Here is a 24,251-nt window from a genome sequence, read left to right on the forward strand (position 1 = left end):
GCGCCGCCCGCCCGCGACCACGCTCAGAGGTAGGGGTCGGCCCAGGCGCTGATGATCCGTGCGGCACGGGCCGCCTGGTTCTTCTCCGTCAGAAGGTGATCGGCACCCTCCAGAGAGACGAAACTGCGGGGATGCCGTGCGGCACGGAAGATATCGCTGGCGTTGCCGATGCCGACGGTGTTGTCGGTCGGCGAATGCATGACCAGCAGCGCGCGTTTCAGGGTCTTGATCCGCTCCCGTAGGTCGGCGTCGCGGACGTCCTCGATGAAGTGCCGTCGCAGGGTGAGCGCCTTTCCGCCGATGAGAAGCGGAGCCTCACCGTCGGATTCGATGCGTTCGACCAGCGCGTCGTAGATGTGTTCCACGTGGGCCGGCTGGAACGGAGCGCCGACACTCGCGACCGCCGTCACCGTCGGGCACTCGTGGGCGGCCGCGATCGCGGCCGAACCGCCGAAGGAGTGGCCGACCAGCAACCGCACCTCGCGCTCGCTGTCGTTCATGAACTCGACCGCGCGCACCGTGTCGGCGACCTTGTGGGAGAACGACCCGTCACCCCAGTCACCTTCGGAATGGCCGAGGCCGAGATTGTCGAAGCGCAGCATCCCGATGCCTTCGCCGGCCAGTTGCTTGCACATGCGGCTGGCCGCCGGGCAGTCCTTGCCCAGTGTGAACCCGTGCGCGAAGACGCCCCAGCCACGGACCTCGCCTTCTGGAGCGTCGATCAGTCCGGCCAGTGCCGGACCGCTGCTGCTGGGGAACTTCACGCGTTCTGCCACGCCGTCATCCTGTCAGTTCATTCGGTGACGCATCCTGGTGAGGGACTGCCGACGGGAGGAGACCTGACGATGAAGGTGCGGTTCGGAGTCAGCATGGGCACCGATGTGGGCCCGGAGGCGTTGCCGGATGTCGTCGACCGTCTGGAGGACGAGGGGGTCGATTCCCTGTGGTTTTCCGAATTGGTGTACTCACCGGCGATCGATCCGACGGTCGGCATGGCGTTCGCCCTGGCGCGTACCCGGCACCTCAAGGTGGGGACGTCGGTGGCGGTCCTGCCCGGCCGTCATCCGGTGCTGGTCGCCAAGCAGTTGCTGTCGATGGCAGCGCTGGCTCCCAAACGGGTGCTACCGGTGTTCGGCTTGCGCTCGGCGCTACCGGTCGAGCGTGACCTCTTCGTCGTTCCCGACGGCAAGCGCGGCGCGGTGTTCGACGAGTCGCTGATCCTGCTGCGACGTGTGCTGCGCGAGGACGTCGTCTCGTTCTCCGGGGAGTTCTTCTCGGTTCGCGACGTCGAGATCGCGCCGAAACCTGCTGCGCCAGTGGACGTATGGCTCGGCGGGTCGTCGCCGGCGGGGTATCGACGCATCGGTACCCACGCCGACGGGTGGTTGGGTAGCTTCCTCACCCCTGAGGAGACGCGCGCTGCACTCGCGGAGATCCGCGCGGCCGCAGAGAAAGCCGGGCGGCACGTTCCCGACGACCACTTCGGCATCAACGTGGCGGTCGGCACCGGCGACCTTCCGAGCTCGGTGCGCGCGGCGGTCCAGGCGCGACGGCCCGATGTCGATCCTGCGGACTTGGTCGCCCCCGACTGGCCTGCGCTGCACGCGATGCTCGACGCCTACATCGACGCGGGCCTGACGAAGTTCGTCATCCGCCCGCTCGGCTCGACCGGCACGGCGGGCTTCCTGGACAGGTTCGTCAAAGAGCTTCTGCCGCGCCAGAATTGATGCCACAAACGGTGAATGCACCCGGCGGGACGCCGCACGTGCCACACTGCCAACTGTGATCGAGTTTCTCTCGGACCTGCCGCCGGGCGTGGTGGGATTCCGGGTGTCGGGCCGCCTCGACGGTGCAGAACTACGTCACGTGCAGCCCCTGCTCGAGCAGATGCTGGCAGCGGGGGAGATTCGGCTCGTCGAGGTCGTGGCCGATGACTACGAGGGATTCGGGCCGGGTGGTCTGGCGCAGGATCTGCGGCTGGGGCTCGATGTGGTGATGCATCATCACGGTGCGTTCCGCCGCATCGCCGTGGTCACCGACAAGGACTGGGTGGTGCATGCACTGCACGCCTTCGCGTGGATGGTTCCCGGCGAGGTCGCGCTCTTTCCGCTCGCGGAGCTGGACGCGGCCGCCAGGTGGGCCGCCGCATGACGCGCCGAACACTCGACCGCGCCGCCGTGGTCGCGGGCGGCATACGTCTCACCTCGGGCGTCTGGTTTCTGGTCGACCCGCTGCGGGCGAACCGCTTCTGGGGCGATCCGGCAGATCCGCCGCCGACCGCGCGGTTGCTGCTGCGCTCGATGGGCTATCGCGATGCCCTGATCGGCGCGCTGCTGGTCTCCGCGGCGGTGTCGGGGCGCGATACTCGCGGCTGGTTCCTCGCCTCGGGAGGCGCCGACGCGGCCGATCTGCTCGGCGGGATCAGTGTGCACGATCATCTGAGCCGCTCGCAGAGGCTGATCGGCCTCGGCGGCGCGGTGGCCGGTATCGGCGTCGGGGCGTGGGGAGCACTTCGGCCCCGCCGTTCCCGCGAGTGATCAGCGCCGGCCCAGTAGCCACGCCTGACCGTCGCCCTCACCGGCGGCGATCACATCGAGATCGGCGAACGCACGGGTGAGTTCGCCGGCCGGTGCCCGATACCGGCCCGGGGCTGCATCGACCTCGCTGAGCACGCTGACGGCGAGCAGCCCGCCGCGCGCCACTCGATCGACCATCGCCTCGTACCGCGCGGGCGCACGAAACATGTTGCACAGCAACACGTCCACGGCGTCGCCGGGCGGCAGGCCATCGTCGAGATCGGCGACCGTGATGTGACAACGCTGCAGGCAGCCGGCGGAAGCGGCCAACGCCCGCGCCGCCTCCACCGCGGCGCAGGACACGTCGTAGGCGTGAACCGTCAGTCCGTGCTGCGCCAGCCACACGGCGGCGGTGCCACGCCCGCACGCGAGCTCGAGCGCCGTACCGGAGCACGGCATCAGGTCGGCGAAGGGGCGGAACGAGGCGGGCAGCCCGGTCTCGTCGGCGCGGAGCGGGGGTAGCGACTGGTAGCGCTGCTCCCAGCGGAGCCGATCGTCCTCGGACACGCCGTCATGGTAGGTCGGCCGCCCGGATGCGAATCGGGCCGCGCCACTCGCCGTCGGGATCGAGAACCTCGCCGCGCTGGGTGATCTGCACGAGTCCGCGGCGCGCGAGGCTGCGGGAGATGTCGCGGGCGGCATCCATGGCGGCTCGCCAGTCCGCGCCGCCGACCGCGCGGGCCGCATCTGACGGGCAGGTGCTGCTGCCCGCCCCGCGGTGACCGGCCAGAGCGCAGATCGCAGCCTCCAGTCGACGCTCGAGTGGACCCTCGTCCAGTGCGACGCGGGCGACACCGGCGTGCGGCCCTGGCCCGTCTGCGATGGTCTCCAGCTCTGTGCGCAGCCGGTCGGACATCGCTCCAGTGAAGCAGGTGCATCCTGTGAGGTCTGCCACACCAGGCGTTTAACCGCGGCGGAGAGAGGCTAGTAATCAGCCGTACTCAGTGTCGGAGGGCCGGCCAGGCCCGAAAGGGGAGTTACACCGATGAAGTTGACTCACGTTCTTGCCAGCGCAGCCGTGTTCGGCGGCCTCACCGCGGGTGCCCTGGGTGTCGCCGGTTCTGCCGCCGCGCAGCCGGGCTGGACGCCGCCGCCGGTCCCGCCCGCCGGCCCCGACGCCGGTACGGCACCGGCCTCGGCCCCGCCGAAGCCGGTCGACCCGACCTGGGCCGCCGGCAATCCGCAGGTGTGGGATGAGGGCTGGCAGCACTGGGGTGTGTGGCTGAACGGCGTCTTCGTTCCGACGTACTGATCGACCGGGCACGATGCGATGGCCGCCGCGGATCCCACGGGTCCGCGGCGGTCTGCTGTCATGAGCACCGATGACGACGGGCACTACGTCGTCATCAAGGGCAGGAGGTGGCGAGCCACCGACCCCGCCATCCCCGAACCCCGCCGGGACGAGCTGACCCACATTCTGATGGCGTGGCGCCGCGAGGTGCGGCGCACGCTGGGAACAGCGCAGGAAGCCGCTGCGCGCGCGGGCGTGCAGGCAACCAAAGTGGCTCTGGGCGAGCGGGGTTCGCCGCCGTGGTGGGAACAGTCCGCCGATGAACGCCGCGCCCGGTGGGAGGCTCCGGTGGAAGGGCCCGAATGAGACGAACCGGCCGCAACGGTTTCCCGTTGCGGCCGGTCATTTTCGACCTGCGCCTCAGGCTCCCAGAGTGCGCTGGATATCGGGCTTCATGGCGTTCAACTGCGCGCCCCAGTAGCCCCAGCCGTGAGTGCCGTTGGCCGGGAAGTTGAACGTCGCGTTGCGGCCACCGTCGCCGACGTAGGCCTTCTGGAACGCGCGGTTGCTGTCGCCGGTGATGCTCTCCAGCACCTGACCGGGGATGTCACCGCCGCCGCCGAGGTCACCGGGCCGTCCGTTGCCGGTGTAGATCCACAGCCGCGTGCCGTTGGCGACCAGCCGCCCCGCCTGCAGTGTCGGGTCGTTGCGCTGCCATGCCGGACCTCCGCCGGGGCCCCACATCGCGGTGGCGTCGAACCCACCTGCGTCACGCATCGCGAAGCCGACAAGCGTCGGCCACAGCCCCTGTGACAGGTTCAAGAACCCGGACAGCGATGCGGCGTAACTGAATTGGCCGGGGTGATATGCGGCGAGGATCAGCGCGGCACTGCCTGACATCGACAGACCGACGACAGCGTTGCCGCTGGACGAGATTCCCTTGTTGGCTGCCAGATAGGCGGGCAGTTCCGAGGTCAGGAACGTCTCCCACTGGTAGTTGTACGTGGTGCCGTTACCGACCGCCGGGCCTTGCCAGTTGGTGTAGAAGCTGGACATGCCGCCGACGGGCATGACCACCGAGAGGCCGGATTCGTAGTAGTTCTCGAATGCCGCGGTCTCGATGTCCCAGCCGCTGTTGTCGTCGCGGGCGCGTAGCCCGTCGAGCAGATAGACCGCCTTGGGGCCGCCGCCCTGGAATTTGACCGGAATGTCGCGACCCATGGCCGCCGACGGAACCATCAGCGTCTCGACGGGCAGGCCCGGCCGAGAGTAGGCCGCGGCGGTTGCGGATCCGCCGACAACTGCGACGAGCCCTGGCAGCAGAAGCGCCACCATCGCGCCGGCGAGCAGCCGACGTCTGAATGCGAGCAGATACCTCATGTGTTCGTGTGCCGTCCTCTCCACCGCGCGCCCTGCGGCGCGCGTCACGGGAACTGTGCGCGGTCGGCATGCAAGCCGAGGCGGTGCTGTTGCTTCACACCGCACCCGCGTGGACTAGTTCGTCACGTGACGTATCGGCGTTACCGGAGTGACGCTTTCGTCATAGATCTCGACCGGCTGGGCGGTCAGCCCGACGCGCGCGCTTTCGCGCCGAACTGCGGCACGCCGGCGAGCAAGCCACGCTGTGGCACACCGAGGATCGGTTCGGCCGCGGCGCCGAGTTCGGCGAGCACGTCGTTGGCTGCCAACACACCCGACATCGCGGAGCGTTCCATGAGCCCGGACAGGTAGGGGGTGTCGACGTAGTCGCCGGCCACCCGCAGGCCTCGTGCGTCGGTGCGCACCGTGGGTCGGGTGCCGGCAGAGCCGGGTGGGAACGCGGGCGCGGTCGCTTCGAGTCGGTCGTGGGTGTGCACGATTCGCGCCGTGGCCGTCTCGGGCCACAGGGCCGCCAATTCCTTGCGCAGCGCGGCTGCGGCGGCCGCGGCGTCGGGTATCTGGCACGAATAGGAGTGCAGTTCGACGATGGACCCGCCGGTGGCGCGTGCCCAGTCCACGCTCGGTTCCTCCAGACGCGAGTACACGGCGATCGAGTCGAGCGTCGGCTGTCCGCTGACGGCGCTGAACGGCGCCCGGTCCGCGGCGACGTCACGGTCGTACCAGATGCGGCTGACGGCGAAAGGCGGTGCCACCGTTAGCTTTTCGCACGCCTGGGCCAACAGCGGAGCAGCCGCCGCGGTGCCCGGCGACCGGCCCACGACGTCTTTGAGGGCGCCCGGATCCAGCGCCATGACGACGTGCCTGGTGTCGATGGTTCCCGCCGTCGTGGTGACCCGCCAACCGTGGCCGTTCGGTTCGACGGATACGCACCCGGTACTCATCTGGACGTCGGCGCCGTGGCGGTCCAGGTGGCGGTGTAGCGGATCCCAGATCGCCGTGGCGTAGTCGGTGGACGGGACGTCGAAGCCGATTCCTTCGGGGTTGCCGAGGAAGTAGTAATGGAACATCGCGATCAGCTCGGCTGCGGAGAGCTGCCCCTGATTGCAGAAGAACGATCGCGCGAAGGCCTCGAACAGCATGCTGCGGCTGCGCGCGGTCATCCCGAAGCCATCCAGGAACGCCGCGGCGTCGACGTCGTCGAACTCGGCATAGGTGGTGGCGCGGTCGTATGCCAGCAGCGCCCGGCCGGTATCGGCGTCGGCGCGCAACAGCTCACGGCGCGTCAGGCTCTTGGACCGCAGCGCGAGAGCCAACAGATTCAGCGGGGGAGCGGCGGGCAGCCCGGAAAGGTCTTCGGCGGGCCACTCGGCCGAGATCACCGGATAACTCTTGACCGGCGCGAGAAATGACAGCGCCGGATCGGCACGCCGCAGGATCGCCCGCCACGTGTAGTAGTGCCGGAAGAAGGCGTGGAAACCGTGCTCGATGATCTGCTCGGCACCGTCGGGTAGCCGCTCCGGCCAGGCCCCCAGCCGGCCACCCAGGTGGCCGGTCGCCTCGAGCAGAGTGACCGTGACACCGCGCTCGGCGAGCACCACCGCAGCCGAGACACCGGCGATACCCCCGCCGACGACGACTGCCTCGGTGCCGGCGGGTACCTGCTTCGGCTGCAACGGATCCGGCACCACCAGGCGGCGGGGCCGCATGCGCAGCGGCGCAGCACGACTGGTCATGACGTCACTCATCAGGGCGGCTCCTTGCCGTCGATCGGTCTGCGCGGGCCCGGCTGATTACCCGGGCCGCGAAAGGCACCGCGACCACCCCCATCAGCAGTCCGCCGGTGATCGCCGAGCCGGGCAGGCCGAAGAACACCGCGTGCGCCAGCACTGACGAGAAATAGACCCACAGGTAGAGCGCCGCCGCGGGCCGCGAATCCGACGAGCGGTCGCGCGACGGCAGAAGCACGTGCAGAGCCACCATCATCGCCGTGGAGACCAGGAGCCAGCCGCCGTAATTGGTCAGCGGTATCCCCGGAATCAGCGGCAGCGTGTAGGTGGCGTCGAACCATCGCCAATGGCCCGCCGCGACCATCTGCGGATCGAGGAAGACGTCCCATGCCGTCAGCGCGTATGCGGCCACGGCCACGACGGCGGGGCCCCGCCGGGCCAGGGTGCGGCCCACCACCAGAGCCGGCCACGCCATCATCACCCAGGCCATCGGCACGATCACCGGGACGCCGAGGACTTCTGGCCCCAGGGTGCCGGTATAGGTGTAGCGGCCGAACGGAATTCCGGTCGCGACGCCGACTGCTTCGGCGATGAGGCCGCCTCCGCCTGCCACGCCCGCCAGCGTCAGCGCGCCGCGCATTCCGTGCACGCGCCCGACGTCGGCCAGGGAGGCGAGAAAGAAGATCGCGACGCTGCCCACTGTCACCGGGGTGCGCCAGGCCTCCGGCATCAGCGGATAGACGATCTGGACGACGACCGCGGATGCGACGAGTGCCCACACCGCGGGTCCCCAGCGCACCGGCGAAGCGTGGGCGCTGGGCACCGCTACCGCCACCCGCCGAACCTCCGCCTCGAGAGTCTGTCTGACCGTGCGGCCCGTGCCGCCGCCGCTGCGCCACCGCCGAACTGCGTAGAGTTTGCAGGTGCCCGATGCGCGCCTTGCCGAAATCCTACGCGCCGCGACGGCGCTCGGATCGGCGCTCGCCGTCGTGGGCACGATGCACGAATTGGTGAATCTGCGGGTGTTGCGCCGGCCGAGCGATCACCCGGAACCGGTGGCGTCGGCTGTCTCGGTGCTGATCCCGGCCCGCGACGAGGCGCACCGCATCGCTCCGACGGTCCGCTCGGTTCTCGCGCAGCTGAACCTGCCGAACGTGGAGATCCTGGTGCTCGACGACGGGTCGACCGACGGCACGGCCGATGTCGTGCATCGCGCCGCCGGTGGTGATCCCCGGGTGAAGGTGCTGACGGGTTCGGTGCCGCCGCTCGGCTGGCTGGGCAAGCCGCATGCGTGCGCGCAGCTGGCCGAGGCGGCCTGCGGCGACATCCTGGTCTACGTCGACGCCGATGTGGTTCTCGCGCCGACGGCCGTCGCGGGGGCCGCCGCGATGCTGCGGGGGCCGCACGCCCCGGATCTGGTCAGCGTGTGGCCACGGCAGGTCGCCGCAGGCGCGCTGGGCCATCTCGTTCAACCGCTGCTCGCGTGGTCGTGGCTGACCACCGTGCCGCTGCGGATCGCCGAACGGTCGCGGCGGCCATCCCTGGCGGTGGCCAATGGGCAGTTCCTCGCCATGCGGGCGGACGCGCTGTCCTGCGCGGGCGGCTGGGCCGCGGTGCGCGACGCCGTGCTCGACGACATCGGACTGGCGCGCGCGGTGCGGATCAGCGGCGGGCGAACCGGTGTCGTCGACGGCTCCGCTGTCGCCACGTGCCGGATGTATGCCACGGGACGCGAACTGAGCGCGGGCTACCGGAAATCCCTGTGGGCCGCGTTCGGATCGCCGGCCGGTGCCGCGGCCGTCGGGGCGGCACTGTGCCTGGTGTACGTCCTGCCTCCTGCCGCAGCGCTCACCGGTTCGAGGATCGGGGCGCTCGGCTACATGGCTGCCGTCGCCGGCCGGTTCCCGGCCCGGCGCTGGTGCGGCCGCGGCGGCGCGGGAGATGTGCTCGACGCCGCCGGTCATCCGGCGTCGGTGCTGGCTCTGCTCGGGTTGGTGATGGCGTCGTGGGTCGGCCGGCGGCGCGGCACCCTGCGGTGGAAGGGCCGGGCCGTATGAGTCGCGTGGTCGTGATCGGGGCCGGCTTGGGCGGGTTGGCCGCAGCGGCACGGTTGGCCGCGCTCGGCCATCAGGTCACGGTGTGCGAGGCCGCCGGGACCGTCGGCGGCAAGCTGGGGGTCGTTCAGCGCGACGGCTTCACCTTCGATACCGGCCCCTCCCTGCTGACGATGCCGGATCTGCTCACCGAGTTGTTCTCCGCCACCGGCGGCCCGTCGGACCTGCCCGTCGAGCGCGTCGACCCGGCGTGTGCGTACCGCTTCGCCGACGGCACCGAGCTGACGCTGCCTCACGACCCGGCAGCGGTGCAGACCGCTATCGACGACGCACTGGGCCGGGAGGCGGGGGAGTCCTGGCGGTGTCTGCACGGACGAGCCCGGCGGCTGTGGGAATTGGTCGGGGAACCTGTTCTGCGCCAACCCATTTCACTGCCAGCCCTGGCCAGGATGAGCGTGCGGCCGGCCGACTTGAAGGCGGTTGCGCCGTGGCGCACGATCGACGGCCTGGGTCGGGCCGCGTTCGCCGATTCGCGGTTGCGGATGTGGCTGAACCGCTACGCGACCTACTCCGGGTCCGACCCGCGGCGCACCCCGTCGGTGCTGGCGGTCACGTCGTTCGTCGAGCAGGAGTTCGGCGCCTGGTACGTCCCGGGTGGCCTGCGCCGGATCATCGAGACGCTCGCTCGACGCTGCGCCGAGCTCGGTGTCGAGATCCGGACCGATTGCCGCGTCGACGCAGTAGTCACCGGCGGCGGGCGGGTGTACGGCGTGCGCTCCGGCGGCACGACCGTGCCGGCCGATGTGGTGGTCAGTGACGCCGACGCCGGAGTGCTGTACGAGACGCTGGCCCCTGCGCCGGGGCGGCTCGCCCGGCGGTTGCGCCGGACGCCGCGCTCGATGGCCGGTTTCGTCATGATGCTGGGGCTGTCCGGTCGGGAGCCGGGCGCCGCCCACCGTATCTTCTTCCCCGCCGACTATGACGCCGAGTTCGATGCGATTTTCGGCAGGCGTCCGGCGCCGGTCGCGGATCCGACGGTGTACGTGCACGCCCCCGACGACCCGGCGCTGCGCCCCGACGATGACACCGAAGGCTGGTTCGTGCTGGTCAATGCGCCGGCGCATGATCCGAGGGGCGGGGTGGACTGGGACGCGCCGGGGCTTGCCGAGAGGTACGCCGAGCGAATACTCGATGTCCTCGCCGAGCGCGGCGTGAACGTTCGGCCGCGACTGCGCTTCTCGGAGGTCATCACGCCGGCCGATCTTGAACGCCGTACCGGCGCTCCCGGCGGGGCGATCTACGGCACCGCGTCCCACGGTCCGCGGGCCGCGCTGCGTCGGCCGGCCAACCGCAGCCCGATTCCCGGCCTGTTCCTGGTCGGGGGGTCGGCACATCCGGGCGGCGGCATCCCGCTGGTGCTGATGTCGGCCGAGATCGTCGCGGGACTCATCGGCCCGGCGGGAACGACGCGGGCATCGACCGGCGGATTCCGTTGAGCAGCTGCACCATCCCGACCACGCCGACCGCGGTCCACACGATCGTGAAGACGCTGGCCCACTGCCAGCCCGGCCCCGGCGTCCCACCCGGCAACACCGCGACCGCACCTGCCGCCATCGCGACCACGATCAGGCGAGTCGGACGTTCGGCGACGGTGACCGCCCCGACACCCGGCATGCCGACGGCCTGCGCGCGGGCCCGCACGTACTCGAGCAGGAGCACCGACGTCACCGCGGCGAGCACCCAGCCGAGCGGGGCACCCAGCGCCAGAAGCACCGCGCCGAGCAGCAGATCGCCGATGCGATCGGCAACCGAGTCGACGAGCGCGCCCAGCGGACGGGCCTGTCCGGTGCGTAGTGCGACCGCGCCGTCGAGGCCGTCCAACACGCCGGCGACCAGCACTAGTGGGACGACGAGCGCCGGCCAGCCGGGTCCGACGACAACCCCCCAGGCCGCGGCCAGCGCGAGTGCGCCGGCCAGCGACAGGACGTCGGGCGGAATCCGGGAGACGGGCCCGCCCGACAGCGCACGCATGATGCGCAGCCAACCGCGGACCACCCGCGAGGGCTGCACGCCGCCGTGCAGATCTGACCACCCCGCGTCGTCGCCGCCGCGCCCAGCGGGTATGTCAGAGACCATGCTTTCAGCCTGCCAGCGCTGCCCGGGACCCGTGGGTGACATGCCGTGAGTCGATTGCGACAGTTCGCCTCCGGCGTCCGAACGACGTTTCCGGGCAGCGATCTCGCGTTGTGGGCAGCCGGCGCCACCTATTTCGGCGTCATCGGTCTGGTGCCGCTGGCGCTGGCGGCGCTGTGGGCGGTGGGTGCGCTGGCGGGGCACGACACGGTCACCGCGGCGATGAGCGCGGCGATCGACGGGTTGCCCGGCGGTCACGGCACCCCGGAGGCGCTGCGCACGCTGACCCGGGTGGCGCTGTCGATGTCCTGGGTGCAGGCGCTCGTCGTGCTGTTCCCGGCGAGTCTGTACGGGGAGGGGCTGCGTCGCGCGTTCGTGCAGATGTCTGCGGAACCGGATTCGCTGACGGGGTGGCGCGGCCGGGCCGGGTTGTTGGGTGTGGCGGCGGTGGCTCCGTTTCTGGTGCTGGTGGTGTTGCTGTCGGCGCCCTATGTCGGGCCGCTGTACACAGCCGGCGGATGGTCGCTGGTGTGGGGTGTGTTCGTCGCCTTCCACATCGTGTGGGTGACCGTGTCGACGGCGTTGCTCGGGGTCTTCGGGCTCATCGGGCCCGGCCGTATCGGGTGGCGGGCGTTGGCGATCGGCGCGTTTGCCACCGGATCGATTCTGTCGGGCTTTCTGCAGGGCTTCGTGTTGTTCCTGGCGATCCCGATCCCGTGGTCGGCGCCGTTCGGTGGTCTGCCGATCGTCGGCGCGGTGACGGCGTTGGCGCTGTGGCTCTACATCATGCACATCCTGGTGCTGTGTGGCTTTCGGGCCACGGTGGTGCTCGACCAGATGAACCGGGCCTCTCACCGAGAGAGCTGACGGCAGGCCGTCAGTTCCACGCGTGAAAAGTTGTCGGTGGTCGAATGTATGTTCGAACCATGTCGGAGGTGCAGCAGGCAGTCGCGGGGTTACGCGCCGCGGTCGAAACTGTGCTGGCCTGCAGCCTGGATCGGTCCACTGCTGCCGAGGTGGTGGAGCTGCTCGACGAGCTCGAAAACGCGGGCTGCCGGCTGCCCGCGGCGCAGCACCGGGCGTTGGCCCGTTTGCAGGTGGAGACGTCTGCGCTGCAGATGGGGGCCAAGAATTGGAAAGACGTGCTGGCGATCCGCTACCGGATCAGCGGGTCGGAGGCTCACCGCCGGTTGAGTGAGGCGGCGCTGCTGGCGCCGCGGCAGTCGATGACCGGAGAGCCGCTACCGCCGGTGCTGCCCGCGACCGCGGCCGCCCAAGCCGAGGGCCGCATCACCCCCGAACATGTCGACGTCATTCGGAAAGCGGTCGACGACCTCCCGAGCTTTGTCGATGCGACCACGCGGGAGCAGTTCGAAGCAGAGGTGGTGCGCATCGCCACCGGCGCCGGTCCGAAGGCCACCCGCGATGCCGCGGAGTTGGAGTTGTTCCTGCTCGATCAGGACGGGCCCGAACCCGACGATGCCGACCGCGTCCGCAAACGTTCGCTCACGAAATCTCGGCAGGGTCGGGATGCGATGACGCAGTGGCGGGCCGACCTGACCCCGGAAGCGGCGGCGGTGTGGGAGGCGATCTTCGCCAAATACGCCGCCCCGGGCATGTGCAACCCCGACGATGACGAACCGTGCACCTCCGGCACGCCGACGCAGGCGCAGATCGACAACGACCACCGCAGCCTCGCCCAACGCCAGCACGACGCCCTGGTCGCGGTCGGCCGCATCGCCCTGATGAGCGGCGAACTCGGCCAGCTCAACGGGTTACCGGTCACCGTCATTGTGCGTACCACGCTGCAGGACTTGGAATCGCGCGCCGGGATCGGGACAACGGGCGGCGGCACCCGGCTGCCCATCAGGGACATGATCCGCATGGGCGCGCACGCCAGCCACTACCTGGCGGTGTTCGACCGCGCCACCGGCTCCGCCCTCGACCTGTTCCGCACGAGACGGGTCGCCTCGGCCGCGCAAAGGGTCATGCTGATCGCCCGCGACGGCGGCTGCACCAAACCCGGCTGCCCCGTCGGCGCCTACGGCTGCCAGGTCCACCACGTCACCCAAGATTGGGCCGACGGTGGACTGACCAACATCGACGACCTCGGCCTGGCCTGCCCACCGGACAACCGCGCCGTCGCACCCGGCGGCTGGACCACATCGATGAACACCCGCCACGAGGTGGAATGGACGCCGCCACCGAACCTGGACACCGGACAAACCCGGATCAACACCCACCACACCCCCGAACGACTCCTCCGCCAGCCGGAGGACGAGGAGCCCACACGGGAGACGGCCGACCCATCAGAACCCGGCGGACCCGCACCCCCCGACAACCAGGTCGCCTGAGCGCCTCTAGTTGAGGACGGGCTCGTTGCTGGGCAACGGCGGAAGCAGCGCAGGTCGCACGAGGTGTCCGCGGAGGCGGCGATTCGACGCCCGGAACAGATGGGTGAGCGCTGCGACGTTGCCGGCGACGTCGTCGCGCGCGGTCAGGTAGGTCCAGCGATGCCGCTCGGGAAGCTCGAAGAACTGCTCGAAAAATGCGGGCACGTCGGCGGGTGGCATCCGGAGCAATGCTTCGAGCCCGACGCGGCGCAGGTGGTGCACGATCCGGGCGCTTCGCGGCCACACCGTGTCGTGGGCAGCGGTGAGCGCAGGCTTCGGGCCCCGCGGCAGGTTGGCTGCGAGCGCGGCTGCCACCTGGGGCGCGAGGCGCAGTGACGTGGCCAGGCTGAATCCGGTCGCCGGGTGGATCAGCGGTGCGGCGGCGCCGAACCCGAGCACGCCCGACGCGCGGTGGCGCGGATGGTCGACGGTGAACGCCACCCGCTCCACCGCGGCGTCAGCCGGCGGCACGATGCCGTACCGGGCGAGGCGGGTGCACAGTCGACGGTGCAGGGTGGGCAGCGGCAGACCGGGCCTGCGGGCCAGCGAGGTCTCTTCGACCAGAACGCGGCCGCCACCGAGCGGAATGACGTAGAGGAACGTCGGCCAACCGTCTTCGCCATGCTCCTGACGCCAGTCCATGAAGAGCGCTTCGCCGGCCTCGATCAGCGGGGCAGCGAGCTGCTCATCGAGGAACATTCCGTAGGCGGTCTGGGCGGCCCGCTCGCGACCCCTGCGCCGCAGGTTCAGCGGTCGCGCCTGCCCGCCGGCGTCGACGATGATCGAGGCCTGCAGCTCGGTCCCGTCGGCGAGCGCCAGCAGGCCCGGTCGGGGCGATCCCACGGCGCGACTGGCATACACGCGCACCCCGCTCAGCCCCTCGGACAGATGAGCTTGGAGGGCGGGCACGTCGAGGACCGCGTACTCCCACCCGAGCAGGCGGTCGGTCAGCGCCACCACCCTGCCCTCTGCGCGTGCTGCGACGACGCCGGCCGGGAGGTCGGGCGGCAGCTCCGGCGTCCACATGCCGTAGGTCGCCGACCACGGCCGGTCAGGAGCCACATCGACCAGCGCCGTGGCCAGCCCCAGGAGTTGGCACGCCCCGGCCAATGCCGCTCCTGCCGGGCCGGCCCCGACCACGCACACGTCCATTGGTCCTATCGTGCCGGTCCGGCCACCGCGCTGTCAGCCGCAACCGGTGACGCGTCGCCGAAATACGGATGCTGTCGATCACCGCGGTGTCCTGCCCCGCGTGATGGCCGCGCCACCAGGTGGACTATCTCTGGACAGATGCCGAGCTCCCGACGAGCGACTGTGACCGGAATCGTGGTGACACTGTTCGTCGCGGTGGCCGGTCTCACGTGGGCCAAGTGGGTGCCTTACGTCGGCAAGGCCCTGCACGCGGCGCGGACGGGCCAGTGGTCGGGTTCGGACATCCTGCGCACCGGCGGGGTGGCGGCGGGTGACGGGCCGAGTTGGCATGCGGCGACGGCGTTCCTCACCGCGTACGTCGGTGCGATCTGGCCCGCGCTGGTGGTCGCGGTCGTGCTCAGTGCGTGCGTGCAGGCGTTCCTTCCTCGATCGTGGCTCACGGGGCTACTGAACCGGCGGCGTGCGGTATCGAGTGCGGCGGCGGGCGCCGCTGCCGGGATGCCGTCGATGATGTGCGCCTGCTGTTCGGCGCCGGTCGCCGTCACGTTGCGGCGCAGCGGTGTCGATCAGGCGGCTGCGGTGGCCTATTGGTTGGGCAACCCGCTGCTGAACCCGGCCGTGGTGGTGTTTCTCGCTCTGGTCGCGCCCTGGCAGTGGACGGTGACCCGTCTGGTCGTCGGGGTGGGCGCGGTGATCGGCGCGGCGGTGCTGGTGGCGCGCCTGGCGCCTGCGGCCGTTCAGCCCAACAGTGCTGCGGCACAGCCGCTTTCCGATACCAGACCGGCAGGTGTCCGCTTCCTGGCCTCACTCGCGCGGCTCTGTGTGGTGCTGATTCCCGAGTATTTCGTCATGGTGTTGGCGATCGGCGCATTCCGCGGCTGGCTGCTGACGATCACTGCTCCCGAGCACCGAAGCCTGCTGGTCATCGTCGCAGTGGCGATCGTCGGCACGCTGATCGTGATACCGACAGCAGGGGAGATCCCGATCTTGCAGGGGTTGGCGCTTCTCGGAGCGTCGTCCGGTGTGCTCGGCGCGTTGCTGATCACGCTGCCGGCGGTCAGTCTGCCCGGTATCGCGATGGTGGTGCAGACGTTCGGGCGACGGGCGACCGCAGTGATCAGTGCGGTGGTGGTGGGTGCCGGGTTGGTGGGCGCTCTCGCGCTGAGCATCGCGTGAGCCGGTGTCGATGAATTCTGTCCTGTCGACGAGTCACCATGACGTCCGCCCCACACTGATCGGAGGAGCTGTGCCTCGAACCCATCTCTCGATGTCGATGTCCGCCGACGGCTTCGTCGCGGGCGCACACCAGGGCAGCGATCATCCGCTCGGTATCGGCGGCGAGCGGCTGCACGCGTGGCATCTCGGGCCCGAGAAAGACCATCCGGTGAACCGGCAGGTGGTGTCGGACATGATGGACGGAATGGGCGCGGTGATCATGGGCCGCAACATGTTCGGTCCGATACGCGGTCCCTGGGCGGACGCCGGCTGGCGGGGGTGGTGGGGAGACGAGCCGCCGTACCACTGCCCGGTGTTCGTGCTGACGCATCATGCCCGGGAACCCGTCGAGATGGAGGGCGGCACCACATTCCACTTCGTCACCGACGGTGTCGAGGCGGCCTACGCGCAGGCCGAGGCGGCCGCCGGCGATCAGGCCATCTCGATCGCCGGGGGTGCATCGTGCGCGCGGCAGGCGATCAGCGCCGGCCTCGTCGACGAGATCGACATCCAGCTCAACCCGGTGTTCTTGGGCGCCGGCGAAAGGCTTTTCGACGGCTTCGAGGCCGGCCGGCCCGACATGCATCTCGAACGGGTGCTCGAGGCACCGGGCGTGGCCCACCTCCGGTTTCGGGTCATTCGAGGCTGAAAATCCCCAGCAGCGAGCCCACCGGGTCCGCGGCCGAGACCCACGCCGCCACCGCCGCGACAACGACGGCAGCGGTGATCACTGCCCCGGCGATCCCGACGCCCCGCGGGAGCCGACGCGCGGCGCACCCCGTGCCCACGGCACAGCCGATCGCCACGACTGTGGCCGTGACGGCAAGTGCCGTGAGGTACGTGCGCTGGCTGTCGATCAGCACCGCGAGCGCCGGCCTCCCGGCAAATGCACTGTCCGCGTTGACGAGTCCATCGTGAATCTGACTCATGGCCAGCCGGAGGTCACCGGCAGGTGGATCGGCGGGCAGCAGCGGCAGCAGAGCCGACAGTGGAGCCGCAGTTGCTTGGATGTTGGCCGCGATCGCCATCAGGCCACCGAGGACCGACACCGTGGCTGCCACGGCCGCCGACCCGGTGCCGACGCGGCCGGCCCGTGATCGACCGGGAGCAAGGAACCGCCCCCACAGTGCCGCGGACAAGCCGACCGTCGTCACGGCGAACAGCAGCGAGATGGCGATCTTGAGCGCGTGCCAGCGTCGCCAGAGGTCGACCAGTTCCACAAGGCCGGGAGTCACACCCGAGCGGGGCGCGTTCCAGAAGACCGTGAACTCGGTGGCGAACGCGCGGGCGAGTGGCGCGTTGTCGCTCAGTGTGGCGAGTCCGTTGCCCACCAACAGCGCCGGAGCGACAAGGAACGCCGCGAGCAGGACGACGGCGAGGACCGTAAGGGACACGATGCGGCGCACACGCTCTCCCTTCGCCAGTCAGTCGCCGTAGCATGCCTAGCATGGCCATCAGGCTCGAGAACGTCGGCATCGCGGTGTCGGACATCGACGCCGCCGTCGCCTTCTTCACCGACCTCGGTCTCTCGGTCGTCGGTCGCGACACCGTCAGCGGAGAGTGGGCCGACACCGCGGTCGGACTCGACGGAAATCACGCGAAGATCGCGATGTTGAAAACGCCCGACGGTCACGGCACCCTCGAACTGTTCGAATACCTCCACCCGGCCGCCATCGAGACCGAGCCGACACAGCCCAACGAGATCGGGATGCACCGCGTGGCGTTCTCCGTCGACGACATCGACGAGGCGCTCGCCATCGCGGCACGGCACGGGTGCCATCCGCTCCGCGGCGTGGCCACATATGAGGACGTCTACAAGCTGACGTATTTGCGCGGGCCCAGCGGGATCATCGTCATGTTGGCCGAGGCGCTCAGAGCCGGCTGATCCACGGATGGCCGGGGTGAACCTGCAGCAACCAGTCACGCAGGCGCTGCCGCCGCGATCGGTTCAGCTGCGGGACAACGTTGTCGAAGTCGACCTGGTCCTTCGGGCGCACGCGCTTGGCCTTGAACAGCAACGCCACTTCCGGAATCGCGTAGGGGATACCGTCGACGGTGTGCTGGATCAAGTCGGTGTAGGGCAGTGTGATCGAAGTGTCTCGCCGGCACACCCAGCGCCCGTCGACAGCGGGTTCACGGAATACGTCGAGCCGGTACTCATCGGTGGCGGGGTCGCGGAGCCACGTTTGGAAGTGCTCGGCCAGTAGCTCGGGGAACGGCCACACGCGCCCGTCGCCGACCACGTCCCACGCGAAACCGGGTAGCGCGGCGGCGATCTCGTTGAACCGATGGTGGGGCACCGCGATCTCCAGATCCGAATGGTCGCGTGCAGCGGCCTCGGTGAACAGGTGCAGCGCCCACCCGGCGGCGATGCACCACGGCGCTTCGACGCCGGCGAGTCGCTGCGCGATCTCAGTGGGAGTCCATGGCGCCCAATGCTTGTCGGCGTCGGATGAACTCAGTGGGCGGCCGATCATGGGATGTGCACCGTTCGTGCAATAGCGAGCAGCTCGGCGATGACCTCCTCCGGCGGACACACCGTGACGATCTCATGCGTCGCCGCCTGTCGCAGCAGCGGTTCGATCTCGGCCATGTCCCGCGCGATCTGCCGGCGCTCGGAGTCGCTCTTCCCGAACGGGTTGTTCGTGCGCTCGGCGATGCGCTGGAAGGCGATCGCACTCGGGGCGCTGAGAAGGACGACGGCGTCGAAGCGGTCGTAAAAGACTCCCTGGTTGACGACCGTGCCGGCGACGAACAGCGCCGTCGGGCGGGGTCGAGACAACAGCGCGGCCAGCAGCGGCTCGCGCCACAGCGGTTCACCGTCGACCACATCGATCCAGTCGCCCTCGTCGGTGTCGACGGTGGCGAATCCCTGTCGTGAAAGACCATCGAGAGCAGTCGTTTTCCCGACTCCCGACATACCGGTGATCAGGATCGCCGCATGGTCTCGCACCGCTCAGCGCACCGCCTTGACGTAGGTGAGCGTGGGGTCGGAGGCGCTGATCGGGTTGCCGGCAGCCCGCAATGCCATCAACAGGTCGATCACGTCGGTGCCGAGTCGCTCTCCGGGCATCACCAGCGGGATGCCGGGTGGATACGGCGTGATGGCTTCGGCGGCGATGCGGCCCGCGGCATCGGTCAGCGCGACGGTCTCCGCGGGGGCGAAGAACGCCTCACGCGGGGTCAGCACCACCTCGGGCCGCACCGCGAGGAGGTCGCTGGTCAAGGTGCGGCCGGCCTCGCCGCGACGCCGACCGACGTGCGCGGACACCTCAGCGAAGGCTGTGGTGAGCCGATCAAAGTCAGTGTCCGTGTTACCGATCGTGCTGATGCACAACACATGTCCGGTACCGGCCAGTTCGGGTTGCACACCGTGCACGCTGTTGAGCCGGGCCAGGATCTCGCGCGCATCGGCGTCGAGGCCGCTCACCCCGATCAACAGTTTGGTCTCGTCGAGTTGGTGCAGTCCCGTGCCGGCGCCCGCTAGATGCTCAGGCCGCAGCACCGTCAGTCCCGGAATTCGGGCGAGCTTCTCCGCGGCCTCGCGCGCCCGACTCAGCGCGCTGTCGAGCAGGGCACGCCCGTCGGTCATCATCTGCCGGCGAGCCAGGTCGATCGACGCCATGATCGCGAAGTGGGGACTCGTGGTCTGGATCAGTTGCAGCGACCGCCGCACCGATGCTTCGTCGAGTTGGCTGGTGTCGACGTGCAGCACCGCGGCTTGACTCAGTCCCGACAGCACCTTGTGTATCGACTGGACAGTGGCTGCAGCCCCGAATCGCTCAGCGGGCGTTGGCAGTTCGGGATGGAATGCGAAGTGCGGAGAGTGTGCTCCGTCGACCAGGAGATGCACCCCTCGGTCGCGGCACAGCCCGGCGAGGGCGGCGATGTCCCCGGTGGTTCCGTAGTAGGTGGGGTGCAGCACCCAGAGGGCACGCGCCTCGGTGTCGGCGAGGGCCTTCTCCACGACGGCGACATCGAGCCCGTGGGCGACGCCGAAGTCGGCGTCCCAACGGGGTTCCAGCCAGACCGGCCTGGCGCCGACCTGGACGAGCCCGGCCAACACCGATTTGTGGGCATTGCGCGCGACGAGCACCTGTTCGCCGGGGCGCAGTGCAGTGAGCGCCACGGCGATGTTGCCTCCGGTCGAGCCCTGCACCATCACGAAACTCTGTGGCACGCCCCAGGCGTCGGCGATCAGCTGCTCGGCCGCGAGGATCGGCCCCTCGGGGCAATGCAATGTGTCGGTGTCGGGCAGGTTGTTCAGGTCGACGGCCGCGATGTTGTCGCGAAGCCACGGGTCCAGGGTCCGGCCACCTTTGTGGCCGGGGGAGTAGAACGGTGCCTGATCGCGTTCGACGAACGACCGCAGCGATTCGACGATCGGCGCCCGGCTGTGCTCTGCACCCATGACCTCAGATCCCATAGACACGCTGCGCGTTCGCCGCCCCGATCATGTCGACAATGCGAATGGCGTCGGCTTCTGCGCAGTCGCCGGAGCGGATCCAGTCGCCGAGCACCACACCCATGGCCCGCCGCCACAGCACCGACCCCAGCACGTGCAGCTCGGGCGGACCGAATGCGTCCGAGGAGTACAGCTGTTTGGCGAAGGGGGCGACCTCGAGCGCCTCGGCCACCAGGCCGCTCGACCGCGTGCCGAGATAGTTGATGGACAGCCCGACGTCGAAGTTCACGTGATCGAAAGCCTGTGCCAGATAACCGGCTTGGCGGTGGAAGGGGTAGCAGTGCAGCAGCAGGACCGGCACCGGGGGCATGGCGCGCAGCAGCGGAAGCAGCAGCAGCGGGTCGCACCGGTGCAGATCGAGGTCACGGTCACCGAAGCCGACATGCACCTGGATGGGCAGGCCGTGCGCGGCTGCCTCGTGCACGCCGAACGAGATGAGGACCGGGTCGTCGATACGCGCCGACCCCGGGCGCGCCGCCAGCGCTCGCGCGCGGTCGACGACGTCGGCGTCGGCCGGTCGGGTCCAGTCGATGTCGAACCCCGTCCGGTACGCCACGATGGTCTTGGTGCCCACCACGGTCGGATCGGCCGCCGCGCTCGCGAGCGCCGCCCGCATCGCTGCGGGGTAGTCCTCGGGTGAAGTGCCTCCGTCGAGCAGGTCCTCGGCCACCCGCTCGAGCCGCACGATCTCCGACGAGTGTCCCGCCGCGAGTTCGGCGAGCCGCTGGTGCGTGGTGATCTGGTCGCCTTTGAAACCGGTGTCGACGATCCAGTGCGTGACGCCTGCGGCGCGCAGCATCATCGTGGCGAGCTCGTCGGCGCCGAACTCACAGCGGCGTTTCCAGTAGTCTTCGGCGTCGGCACGCGCCGGCAGGCCGAGAAGCGGTGCGCACCAACGCCGTATCGACAGCCCGAGCGGGGAGTCGAAGTTGGTCATCCACGGCGGCACCGGGTCGTTGGACCCTTCGTTGATCGAGAACTCGAAGGTGGACCGGTCGATGTCTTCGCTGAACGTCCCGTGGACGTGGTGATCGATCAGCGCCGCGGTGCGCAGATGCTCGGCGAGTCCCTCGGGCACCTGCGCCTCGATCCCGTCGAACACGTCGTGCAGCTCACCACCCGGCATACTTCGCGACCTCCTCGGTGTCGACCTTTCCCGCGGCCGCGTCGGCTATGGCCGCCCCGAGGATCTCTGCCGCCCTTGCTGCCTGCGCTTCGGTGAGCACCAGTGGCGGGGTGATCTCGAGGACGTTGCCGCCGACGTAGTAGACGACCGCACCCAGCTCCCACGCACGGTAGACCACCGAGGCGGCCAGCCGGGCGTCGCGGTCGCCGGTCGCGGGGTCGACGAGCTCGAGCCCGATCGCCAGGCCGCGACCCCGGACGTCGCCGATGCGGTCACCGCCCGGGGCCGACGCGAGCGCGCGCAGGGCGTCGGCGAGCACAGCTCCGACCGTCGCCGCGTTGTCGATGAGCCCGTCCTCCACCAACGTCTTCAACACGGCGCGCCCGGCCGCGGTGCACACCGGGTTGCCGGCGGTGGTGAGCAGCGCTGCGGCGGGCGGATTGTCGAGGATCGCGGCGGGTCCGACCGCAGCGGACAGCGGTAGGCCGCCGCCGAGCACCTTGCCGAAGGTGACGATGTCGGGCACCACGCCGTCATGGTCGAAGGCGTGCAGGGTGCCGGGCCTGCCCAGCCCCATCTTCACCTCGTCGCAGATCATCGGGACGTCGTGGCGTCGGCACAGCTCGTGCAGGCGGGCGAGGAACCCGTCCGGGGGTACCACGAGGCCGCCGTCGGACAGGATGGGTTCGACGATCAGGCAGGCCACCCGTCCGCCGGCGAGGTGTTGCTCAGCCAGCGAAAGGCAGTGCGCCACATCGGCGTCGACACCGTCCGGTCCGGGCCGGAACGGGTTGGGGTAGGGCAGGAACACCGCCTCCGGATCGGCGGGTACACCGGCGTCGACGTGCACCCCGGAGACGCCCATCGCGACACCGACGCCGCCGTGATAGCTGTGTTCGAACGCCACCACGGTGGGCCGCCCGCTGGCGTGTCGGCAGGCCCGCAGCGCGACATCGTTGGCGTCGGACCCGGCGTGGCCGAGATACACGCGCCGCTCACCGTCACCGGGGACCAGCGCGAGCAGGTCTTCGGCCAGCCCCACCGAATCGGGGTGGACGGCCGAGAGCCCGCCCGATCCCGGTGCCGTGCGGATGGCGCGGCTGACCGCGTCGGCGATCGCCGGGTGACCGTGCCCCAGCCCGGACGCCGTCCACGTCGCCGACAGGTCAAGTAGTTCGCGGCCGTCGGGGGTGACGAGGGTGCAGCCGTGCCCGGACTGCACTTCCAGGGGGAAGAAGCGCAGCTTCTCGATGCCGGCGATGACGGCCTCGTCGCGGGCGTAGAGCGTGCTCACGCTGATCGGGTCGGGTCAGCGGTGCGTGGTGTCATGTCGAGTTCGAGCGCCAGCGATTCACCGACCCGCTTGGCGATTCCCGAGAGGGCGACCGCGATGATCAGGCCGAGGACGCACCAGTACAGCCCGAGCAGCGGTGCCGCCGACCAGCTGTCGGCGTCTTTGACGTTGAACCAGAGCACGGTGACGATGACGACCGCGCCGAGCAGGGGCAGGACGAGGCCTGCGATCTTGCCCGCGCCGTTGTGTACGCGCATGAATTTCGGCGCGCCGATGAAGTAGGCGGCGGCGAGCTCGACGAGCAGGTAGCACACCATCAGGCACACCGAGCCTGCGACGGCGAACAGGAAGTAGGCGTCGATCGCATCGTTTCCGGTGCCCATGTCCGGCCAGCCGGTGGCCCCGCAGATCAGGTCGACGACGAGGGCGACGATGACCACGAGCCACGTGGCGCGCCGCGGCCCGCCGGTGTCGGCGTGGATGTGGGCCAATGCTTTCGGCCCGAATCCGTCTCGGCCGAACGCGTAGAGCATCCGGCCCGAGGTCGCTGACGTGGCGAGGTGGCAGCCGAATGCGGAGACGATCGCGGTGAAGATGATGACGAGGCTGAACCACTGGCCGATGTAGGTGCCGCCCAGATCGCCGAGGGTGTTGCCGGAGCTCTGGAACGCCTCCAAACCTGCTGCATCGGTGCCGAATCCGACGACCTGGGCGAACATGACAACGACGAAGAGCACGCCGGTGAGGATCAGTGTCCCGGCGAGTGCTCGGGGGATGTTGCGCTTGGGGTCGTCGGTTTCTTCGCCCATGGAGGCACATGCCTCGAATCCGGCCCAGGACAGGAATGCGGCCACGACGCCGGCGAGCACCGCCGATCCGGAGACGTCACCGCCGGAGAAGGAGAACACGGAGAAGTCGATCCCCGTGGTGGGGGCACCACCCTGGGCGAAGATGGCCACCACGAGGACGATCATCGCCAGGATGCCGATGCCTTCGATCGCGAGCAGGATCTTCGCGAGCAGTTGAATGTCTCTGCCGGACAACAGGAACGAGATGACCGCACCGATGACGACGATCACGAGCCACGGCACCTGGTAGGGGTTGTCGGTGCCTGGTTGCAGCGCGGCGATGAACGAGTTGACGAACGCCGCGGTGAGCGCGAGCGTCCCGATGGAGAACCCGCAGTACGCGCCCAGCATGGCGAAGCCGGAGAAGAACCCGGCACGCGGGCCGATGGTGCCGCCCACCAGTCCGTACGCGGAGCCGGCGTGGTTGAGGTGCCGCGTCAGGCGCACGAAGCTGTAGCCGACCAGCGAGACGCCGACCAGGCCGATGAGGAACACCAGCGGGATCGACTTGCCGACGGTTCCGATCAGTCCCTGCCCGTTGCCCGACATGGCCAGTGTTGGCCCGACCAGCGCAACGGACAGCGCGAGCGCGACCCAGAACGGGAGTCGGCGGTGCGGGATCTGATCGGGTGCATCCGATGGTCCTGCGGTCACGGG

Annotated in this window: 27 protein-coding genes; 12 read left to right on the top strand and 15 right to left on the bottom strand. The window is 69.8% G+C overall.

All coding sequences use genetic code 11. The features are described 5' to 3' along the window. Nucleotides 1-23 precede the first annotated feature (23 nt). Complete coding sequence (locus tag ACZ50N_RS13965; protein WP_046364212.1) at nucleotides 24-776, bottom strand: alpha/beta hydrolase family protein; 753 nt, start codon at nucleotides 774-776, stop codon at nucleotides 24-26. A gap of 69 nt (nucleotides 777-845) precedes the next feature. On the opposite strand from ACZ50N_RS13965, the gene ACZ50N_RS13970 reads away from it, so the two are divergent. Genes ACZ50N_RS13970 through ACZ50N_RS13980 form a run of 3 tightly spaced genes read left to right on the top strand, consistent with a single transcriptional unit; the run spans nucleotide 846 to nucleotide 2,537 of the window. Beyond that, nucleotides 846-1,727: a TIGR03854 family LLM class F420-dependent oxidoreductase gene (locus ACZ50N_RS13970; RefSeq protein ID WP_133414066.1), complete on the top strand. Its 882-nt coding sequence runs from the start codon at nucleotides 846-848 to the stop codon at nucleotides 1,725-1,727. A 55-nt stretch (nucleotides 1,728-1,782) separates the two neighbouring features. Continuing rightward, nucleotides 1,783-2,151 carry a SpoIIAA family protein gene (locus ACZ50N_RS13975; RefSeq protein ID WP_048422419.1) on the top strand — a complete coding sequence of 123 codons (369 nt, stop codon included), beginning with the start codon at nucleotides 1,783-1,785 and terminating at the stop codon, nucleotides 2,149-2,151. Further along, nucleotides 2,148-2,537 carry a DUF4267 domain-containing protein gene (locus tag ACZ50N_RS13980; protein ID WP_048422489.1) on the top strand — a complete coding sequence of 130 codons (390 nt, stop codon included), beginning with the start codon at nucleotides 2,148-2,150 and terminating at the stop codon, nucleotides 2,535-2,537. The genes ACZ50N_RS13975 and ACZ50N_RS13980 overlap by 4 nt, the downstream gene beginning before the upstream one ends. Here the strand turns inward: ACZ50N_RS13980 and ACZ50N_RS13985 are convergent, their stop codons facing one another. After that, entirely contained in the window at nucleotides 2,538-3,083 is a 546-nt protein-coding gene (locus ACZ50N_RS13985; protein WP_046364215.1) for a methyltransferase domain-containing protein, read from the bottom strand. It lies immediately after the preceding gene. Between the two features lie 4 nt (nucleotides 3,084-3,087). Beyond that, a complete protein-coding gene (locus ACZ50N_RS13990; RefSeq protein ID WP_073683893.1) occupies nucleotides 3,088-3,432 on the bottom strand; it encodes a DUF3253 domain-containing protein in 345 nt (114 codons plus the stop codon). Between the two features lie 129 nt (nucleotides 3,433-3,561). On the opposite strand from ACZ50N_RS13990, the gene ACZ50N_RS13995 reads away from it, so the two are divergent. Together ACZ50N_RS13995 and ACZ50N_RS14000 are read left to right on the top strand one after the other, a co-directional pair. Beyond that, nucleotides 3,562-3,828, top strand: coding sequence for a hypothetical protein (locus tag ACZ50N_RS13995; RefSeq protein WP_046364217.1), 267 nt, complete (start codon nucleotides 3,562-3,564; stop codon nucleotides 3,826-3,828). 60 nt (nucleotides 3,829-3,888) lie between these two features. Next, the gene (locus tag ACZ50N_RS14000; RefSeq protein WP_277244101.1) at nucleotides 3,889-4,173 is read left to right on the top strand and encodes a hypothetical protein; all 285 of its coding nucleotides are present in this window, start codon (nucleotides 3,889-3,891) and stop codon (nucleotides 4,171-4,173) included. A gap of 54 nt (nucleotides 4,174-4,227) precedes the next feature. On the opposite strand, the gene ACZ50N_RS14005 is transcribed toward ACZ50N_RS14000, so the two are convergent. The 3 genes from ACZ50N_RS14005 to ACZ50N_RS14015 all read right to left on the bottom strand — a co-directional run bounded on the left by ACZ50N_RS14005 (nucleotide 4,228) and on the right by ACZ50N_RS14015 (nucleotide 7,749). After that, nucleotides 4,228-5,187 (bottom strand): esterase family protein, encoded by a 960-nt coding sequence (locus ACZ50N_RS14005; RefSeq protein ID WP_073682901.1) that lies wholly within the window; start codon nucleotides 5,185-5,187, stop codon nucleotides 4,228-4,230. Nucleotides 5,188-5,372: 185 nt separating this feature from the next. After that, nucleotides 5,373-6,932, bottom strand: a complete 1,560-nt coding sequence (locus tag ACZ50N_RS14010) for an FAD-dependent oxidoreductase (RefSeq protein ID WP_464473083.1) — start codon at nucleotides 6,930-6,932, stop codon at nucleotides 5,373-5,375. Then, nucleotides 6,925-7,749 (bottom strand): carotenoid biosynthesis protein, encoded by an 825-nt coding sequence (locus ACZ50N_RS14015; protein ID WP_464473084.1) that lies wholly within the window; start codon nucleotides 7,747-7,749, stop codon nucleotides 6,925-6,927. Before ACZ50N_RS14015 ends, ACZ50N_RS14010 begins: the two co-directional genes overlap by 8 nt. Nucleotides 7,750-7,837: 88 nt before the next feature. On the opposite strand from ACZ50N_RS14015, the gene ACZ50N_RS14020 reads away from it, so the two are divergent. Both ACZ50N_RS14020 and ACZ50N_RS14025 read left to right on the top strand, forming a co-directional pair. Beyond that, on the top strand, nucleotides 7,838-8,971 hold the full coding sequence (locus ACZ50N_RS14020; RefSeq protein ID WP_464473085.1) for a glycosyltransferase family 2 protein: 1,134 nt from the start codon (nucleotides 7,838-7,840) through the stop codon (nucleotides 8,969-8,971). After that, nucleotides 8,968-10,464: a phytoene desaturase family protein gene (locus ACZ50N_RS14025; protein ID WP_464473086.1), complete on the top strand. Its 1,497-nt coding sequence runs from the start codon at nucleotides 8,968-8,970 to the stop codon at nucleotides 10,462-10,464. Before ACZ50N_RS14020 ends, ACZ50N_RS14025 begins: the two co-directional genes overlap by 4 nt. On the opposite strand, the gene ACZ50N_RS14030 is transcribed toward ACZ50N_RS14025, so the two are convergent. Continuing rightward, nucleotides 10,415-11,104 carry a CDP-alcohol phosphatidyltransferase family protein gene (locus tag ACZ50N_RS14030; RefSeq protein ID WP_464473087.1) on the bottom strand — a complete coding sequence of 230 codons (690 nt, stop codon included), beginning with the start codon at nucleotides 11,102-11,104 and terminating at the stop codon, nucleotides 10,415-10,417. The two genes, ACZ50N_RS14025 and ACZ50N_RS14030, sit on opposite strands and share 50 nt — an antisense overlap. A 45-nt stretch (nucleotides 11,105-11,149) precedes the next feature. Here ACZ50N_RS14030 and ACZ50N_RS14035 point away from each other — a divergent pair, with 45 nt between their 5' ends. Together ACZ50N_RS14035 and ACZ50N_RS14040 are read left to right on the top strand one after the other, a co-directional pair. Further along, nucleotides 11,150-11,968 carry a YihY/virulence factor BrkB family protein gene (locus ACZ50N_RS14035; protein ID WP_133414070.1) on the top strand — a complete coding sequence of 273 codons (819 nt, stop codon included), beginning with the start codon at nucleotides 11,150-11,152 and terminating at the stop codon, nucleotides 11,966-11,968. Nucleotides 11,969-12,012: 44 nt separating this feature from the next. Continuing rightward, the gene (locus ACZ50N_RS14040; protein ID WP_464473088.1) at nucleotides 12,013-13,455 is read left to right on the top strand and encodes an HNH endonuclease signature motif containing protein; all 1,443 of its coding nucleotides are present in this window, start codon (nucleotides 12,013-12,015) and stop codon (nucleotides 13,453-13,455) included. Between the two features lie 6 nt (nucleotides 13,456-13,461). Here ACZ50N_RS14040 and ACZ50N_RS14045 read toward each other — a convergent pair whose 3' ends face one another. After that, nucleotides 13,462-14,646: a lycopene cyclase family protein gene (locus tag ACZ50N_RS14045; RefSeq protein ID WP_464473089.1), complete on the bottom strand. Its 1,185-nt coding sequence runs from the start codon at nucleotides 14,644-14,646 to the stop codon at nucleotides 13,462-13,464. 162 nt (nucleotides 14,647-14,808) lie between these two features. Here ACZ50N_RS14045 and ACZ50N_RS14050 point away from each other — a divergent pair, with 162 nt between their 5' ends. Together ACZ50N_RS14050 and ACZ50N_RS14055 are read left to right on the top strand one after the other, a co-directional pair. Continuing rightward, nucleotides 14,809-15,822: a permease gene (locus ACZ50N_RS14050; RefSeq protein ID WP_464473090.1), complete on the top strand. Its 1,014-nt coding sequence runs from the start codon at nucleotides 14,809-14,811 to the stop codon at nucleotides 15,820-15,822. 70 nt (nucleotides 15,823-15,892) lie between these two features. Further along, nucleotides 15,893-16,510, top strand: a complete 618-nt coding sequence (locus tag ACZ50N_RS14055; RefSeq protein WP_464473091.1) for a dihydrofolate reductase family protein — start codon at nucleotides 15,893-15,895, stop codon at nucleotides 16,508-16,510. On the opposite strand, the gene ACZ50N_RS14060 is transcribed toward ACZ50N_RS14055, so the two are convergent. Then, on the bottom strand, nucleotides 16,497-17,267 hold the full coding sequence (locus ACZ50N_RS14060) for a hypothetical protein (protein ID WP_464473092.1): 771 nt from the start codon (nucleotides 17,265-17,267) through the stop codon (nucleotides 16,497-16,499). The two genes, ACZ50N_RS14055 and ACZ50N_RS14060, sit on opposite strands and share 14 nt — an antisense overlap. A 41-nt stretch (nucleotides 17,268-17,308) precedes the next feature. Here ACZ50N_RS14060 and ACZ50N_RS14065 point away from each other — a divergent pair, with 41 nt between their 5' ends. Beyond that, nucleotides 17,309-17,746, top strand: coding sequence for a VOC family protein (locus tag ACZ50N_RS14065; RefSeq protein WP_048422429.1), 438 nt, complete (start codon nucleotides 17,309-17,311; stop codon nucleotides 17,744-17,746). Here the strand turns inward: ACZ50N_RS14065 and ACZ50N_RS14070 are convergent. Genes ACZ50N_RS14070 through ACZ50N_RS14095 form a run of 6 tightly spaced genes read right to left on the bottom strand, consistent with a single transcriptional unit; the run spans nucleotide 17,733 to nucleotide 24,248 of the window. Continuing rightward, nucleotides 17,733-18,338 carry a hypothetical protein gene (locus ACZ50N_RS14070; RefSeq protein WP_464467954.1) on the bottom strand — a complete coding sequence of 202 codons (606 nt, stop codon included), beginning with the start codon at nucleotides 18,336-18,338 and terminating at the stop codon, nucleotides 17,733-17,735. The two genes, ACZ50N_RS14065 and ACZ50N_RS14070, sit on opposite strands and share 14 nt — an antisense overlap. Then, nucleotides 18,335-18,814: an ATP-binding protein gene (locus ACZ50N_RS14075; RefSeq protein ID WP_236728467.1), complete on the bottom strand. Its 480-nt coding sequence runs from the start codon at nucleotides 18,812-18,814 to the stop codon at nucleotides 18,335-18,337. Before ACZ50N_RS14075 ends, ACZ50N_RS14070 begins: the two co-directional genes overlap by 4 nt. Nucleotides 18,815-18,817: 3 nt before the next feature. After that, nucleotides 18,818-20,287 (bottom strand): aminotransferase class I/II-fold pyridoxal phosphate-dependent enzyme, encoded by a 1,470-nt coding sequence (locus ACZ50N_RS14080; RefSeq protein ID WP_464473093.1) that lies wholly within the window; start codon nucleotides 20,285-20,287, stop codon nucleotides 18,818-18,820. After that, entirely contained in the window at nucleotides 20,277-21,452 is a 1,176-nt protein-coding gene (locus ACZ50N_RS14085; RefSeq protein ID WP_464473094.1) for an amidohydrolase family protein, read from the bottom strand. The genes ACZ50N_RS14080 and ACZ50N_RS14085 overlap by 11 nt, the downstream gene beginning before the upstream one ends. Then, on the bottom strand, nucleotides 21,439-22,746 hold the full coding sequence (locus ACZ50N_RS14090) for an aspartate aminotransferase family protein (protein ID WP_464473095.1): 1,308 nt from the start codon (nucleotides 22,744-22,746) through the stop codon (nucleotides 21,439-21,441). Before ACZ50N_RS14090 ends, ACZ50N_RS14085 begins: the two co-directional genes overlap by 14 nt. Then, nucleotides 22,743-24,248 carry an APC family permease gene (locus tag ACZ50N_RS14095; protein WP_464473096.1) on the bottom strand — a complete coding sequence of 502 codons (1,506 nt, stop codon included), beginning with the start codon at nucleotides 24,246-24,248 and terminating at the stop codon, nucleotides 22,743-22,745. The genes ACZ50N_RS14090 and ACZ50N_RS14095 overlap by 4 nt, the downstream gene beginning before the upstream one ends. Nucleotides 24,249-24,251 lie beyond the last annotated feature (3 nt).

The organism is Mycolicibacterium obuense (assembly GCF_055397605.1).

Bases quoted from the DNA above. Each gene is read 5' to 3' on its own strand.
- ACZ50N_RS13980 (WP_048422489.1), top strand. From the start codon at position 2,148: ATGACGCGCCGAACACTCGACCGCGCCGCCGTGGTCGCGGGCGGCATA.
- ACZ50N_RS14010 (WP_464473083.1), bottom strand. From the start codon at position 6,932: ATGAGTGACGTCATGACCAGTCGTGCTGCGCCGCTGCGCATGCGGCCC.
- ACZ50N_RS14005 (WP_073682901.1), bottom strand. From the start codon at position 5,187: ATGAGGTATCTGCTCGCATTCAGACGTCGGCTGCTCGCCGGCGCGATG.
- ACZ50N_RS14070 (WP_464467954.1), bottom strand. From the start codon at position 18,338: ATGATCGGCCGCCCACTGAGTTCATCCGACGCCGACAAGCATTGGGCG.
- ACZ50N_RS14085 (WP_464473094.1), bottom strand. From the start codon at position 21,452: ATGCCGGGTGGTGAGCTGCACGACGTGTTCGACGGGATCGAGGCGCAG.
- ACZ50N_RS14000 (WP_277244101.1), top strand. From the start codon at position 3,889: ATGAGCACCGATGACGACGGGCACTACGTCGTCATCAAGGGCAGGAGG.
- ACZ50N_RS14045 (WP_464473089.1), bottom strand. From the start codon at position 14,646: ATGGACGTGTGCGTGGTCGGGGCCGGCCCGGCAGGAGCGGCATTGGCC.
- ACZ50N_RS13995 (WP_046364217.1), top strand. From the start codon at position 3,562: ATGAAGTTGACTCACGTTCTTGCCAGCGCAGCCGTGTTCGGCGGCCTC.
- ACZ50N_RS14080 (WP_464473093.1), bottom strand. From the start codon at position 20,287: ATGGGATCTGAGGTCATGGGTGCAGAGCACAGCCGGGCGCCGATCGTC.
- ACZ50N_RS13990 (WP_073683893.1), bottom strand. From the start codon at position 3,432: ATGTCCGACCGGCTGCGCACAGAGCTGGAGACCATCGCAGACGGGCCA.
- ACZ50N_RS14030 (WP_464473087.1), bottom strand. From the start codon at position 11,104: ATGGTCTCTGACATACCCGCTGGGCGCGGCGGCGACGACGCGGGGTGG.
- ACZ50N_RS14065 (WP_048422429.1), top strand. From the start codon at position 17,309: ATGGCCATCAGGCTCGAGAACGTCGGCATCGCGGTGTCGGACATCGAC.
- ACZ50N_RS14040 (WP_464473088.1), top strand. From the start codon at position 12,013: ATGTATGTTCGAACCATGTCGGAGGTGCAGCAGGCAGTCGCGGGGTTA.
- ACZ50N_RS14025 (WP_464473086.1), top strand. From the start codon at position 8,968: ATGAGTCGCGTGGTCGTGATCGGGGCCGGCTTGGGCGGGTTGGCCGCA.
- ACZ50N_RS13970 (WP_133414066.1), top strand. From the start codon at position 846: ATGAAGGTGCGGTTCGGAGTCAGCATGGGCACCGATGTGGGCCCGGAG.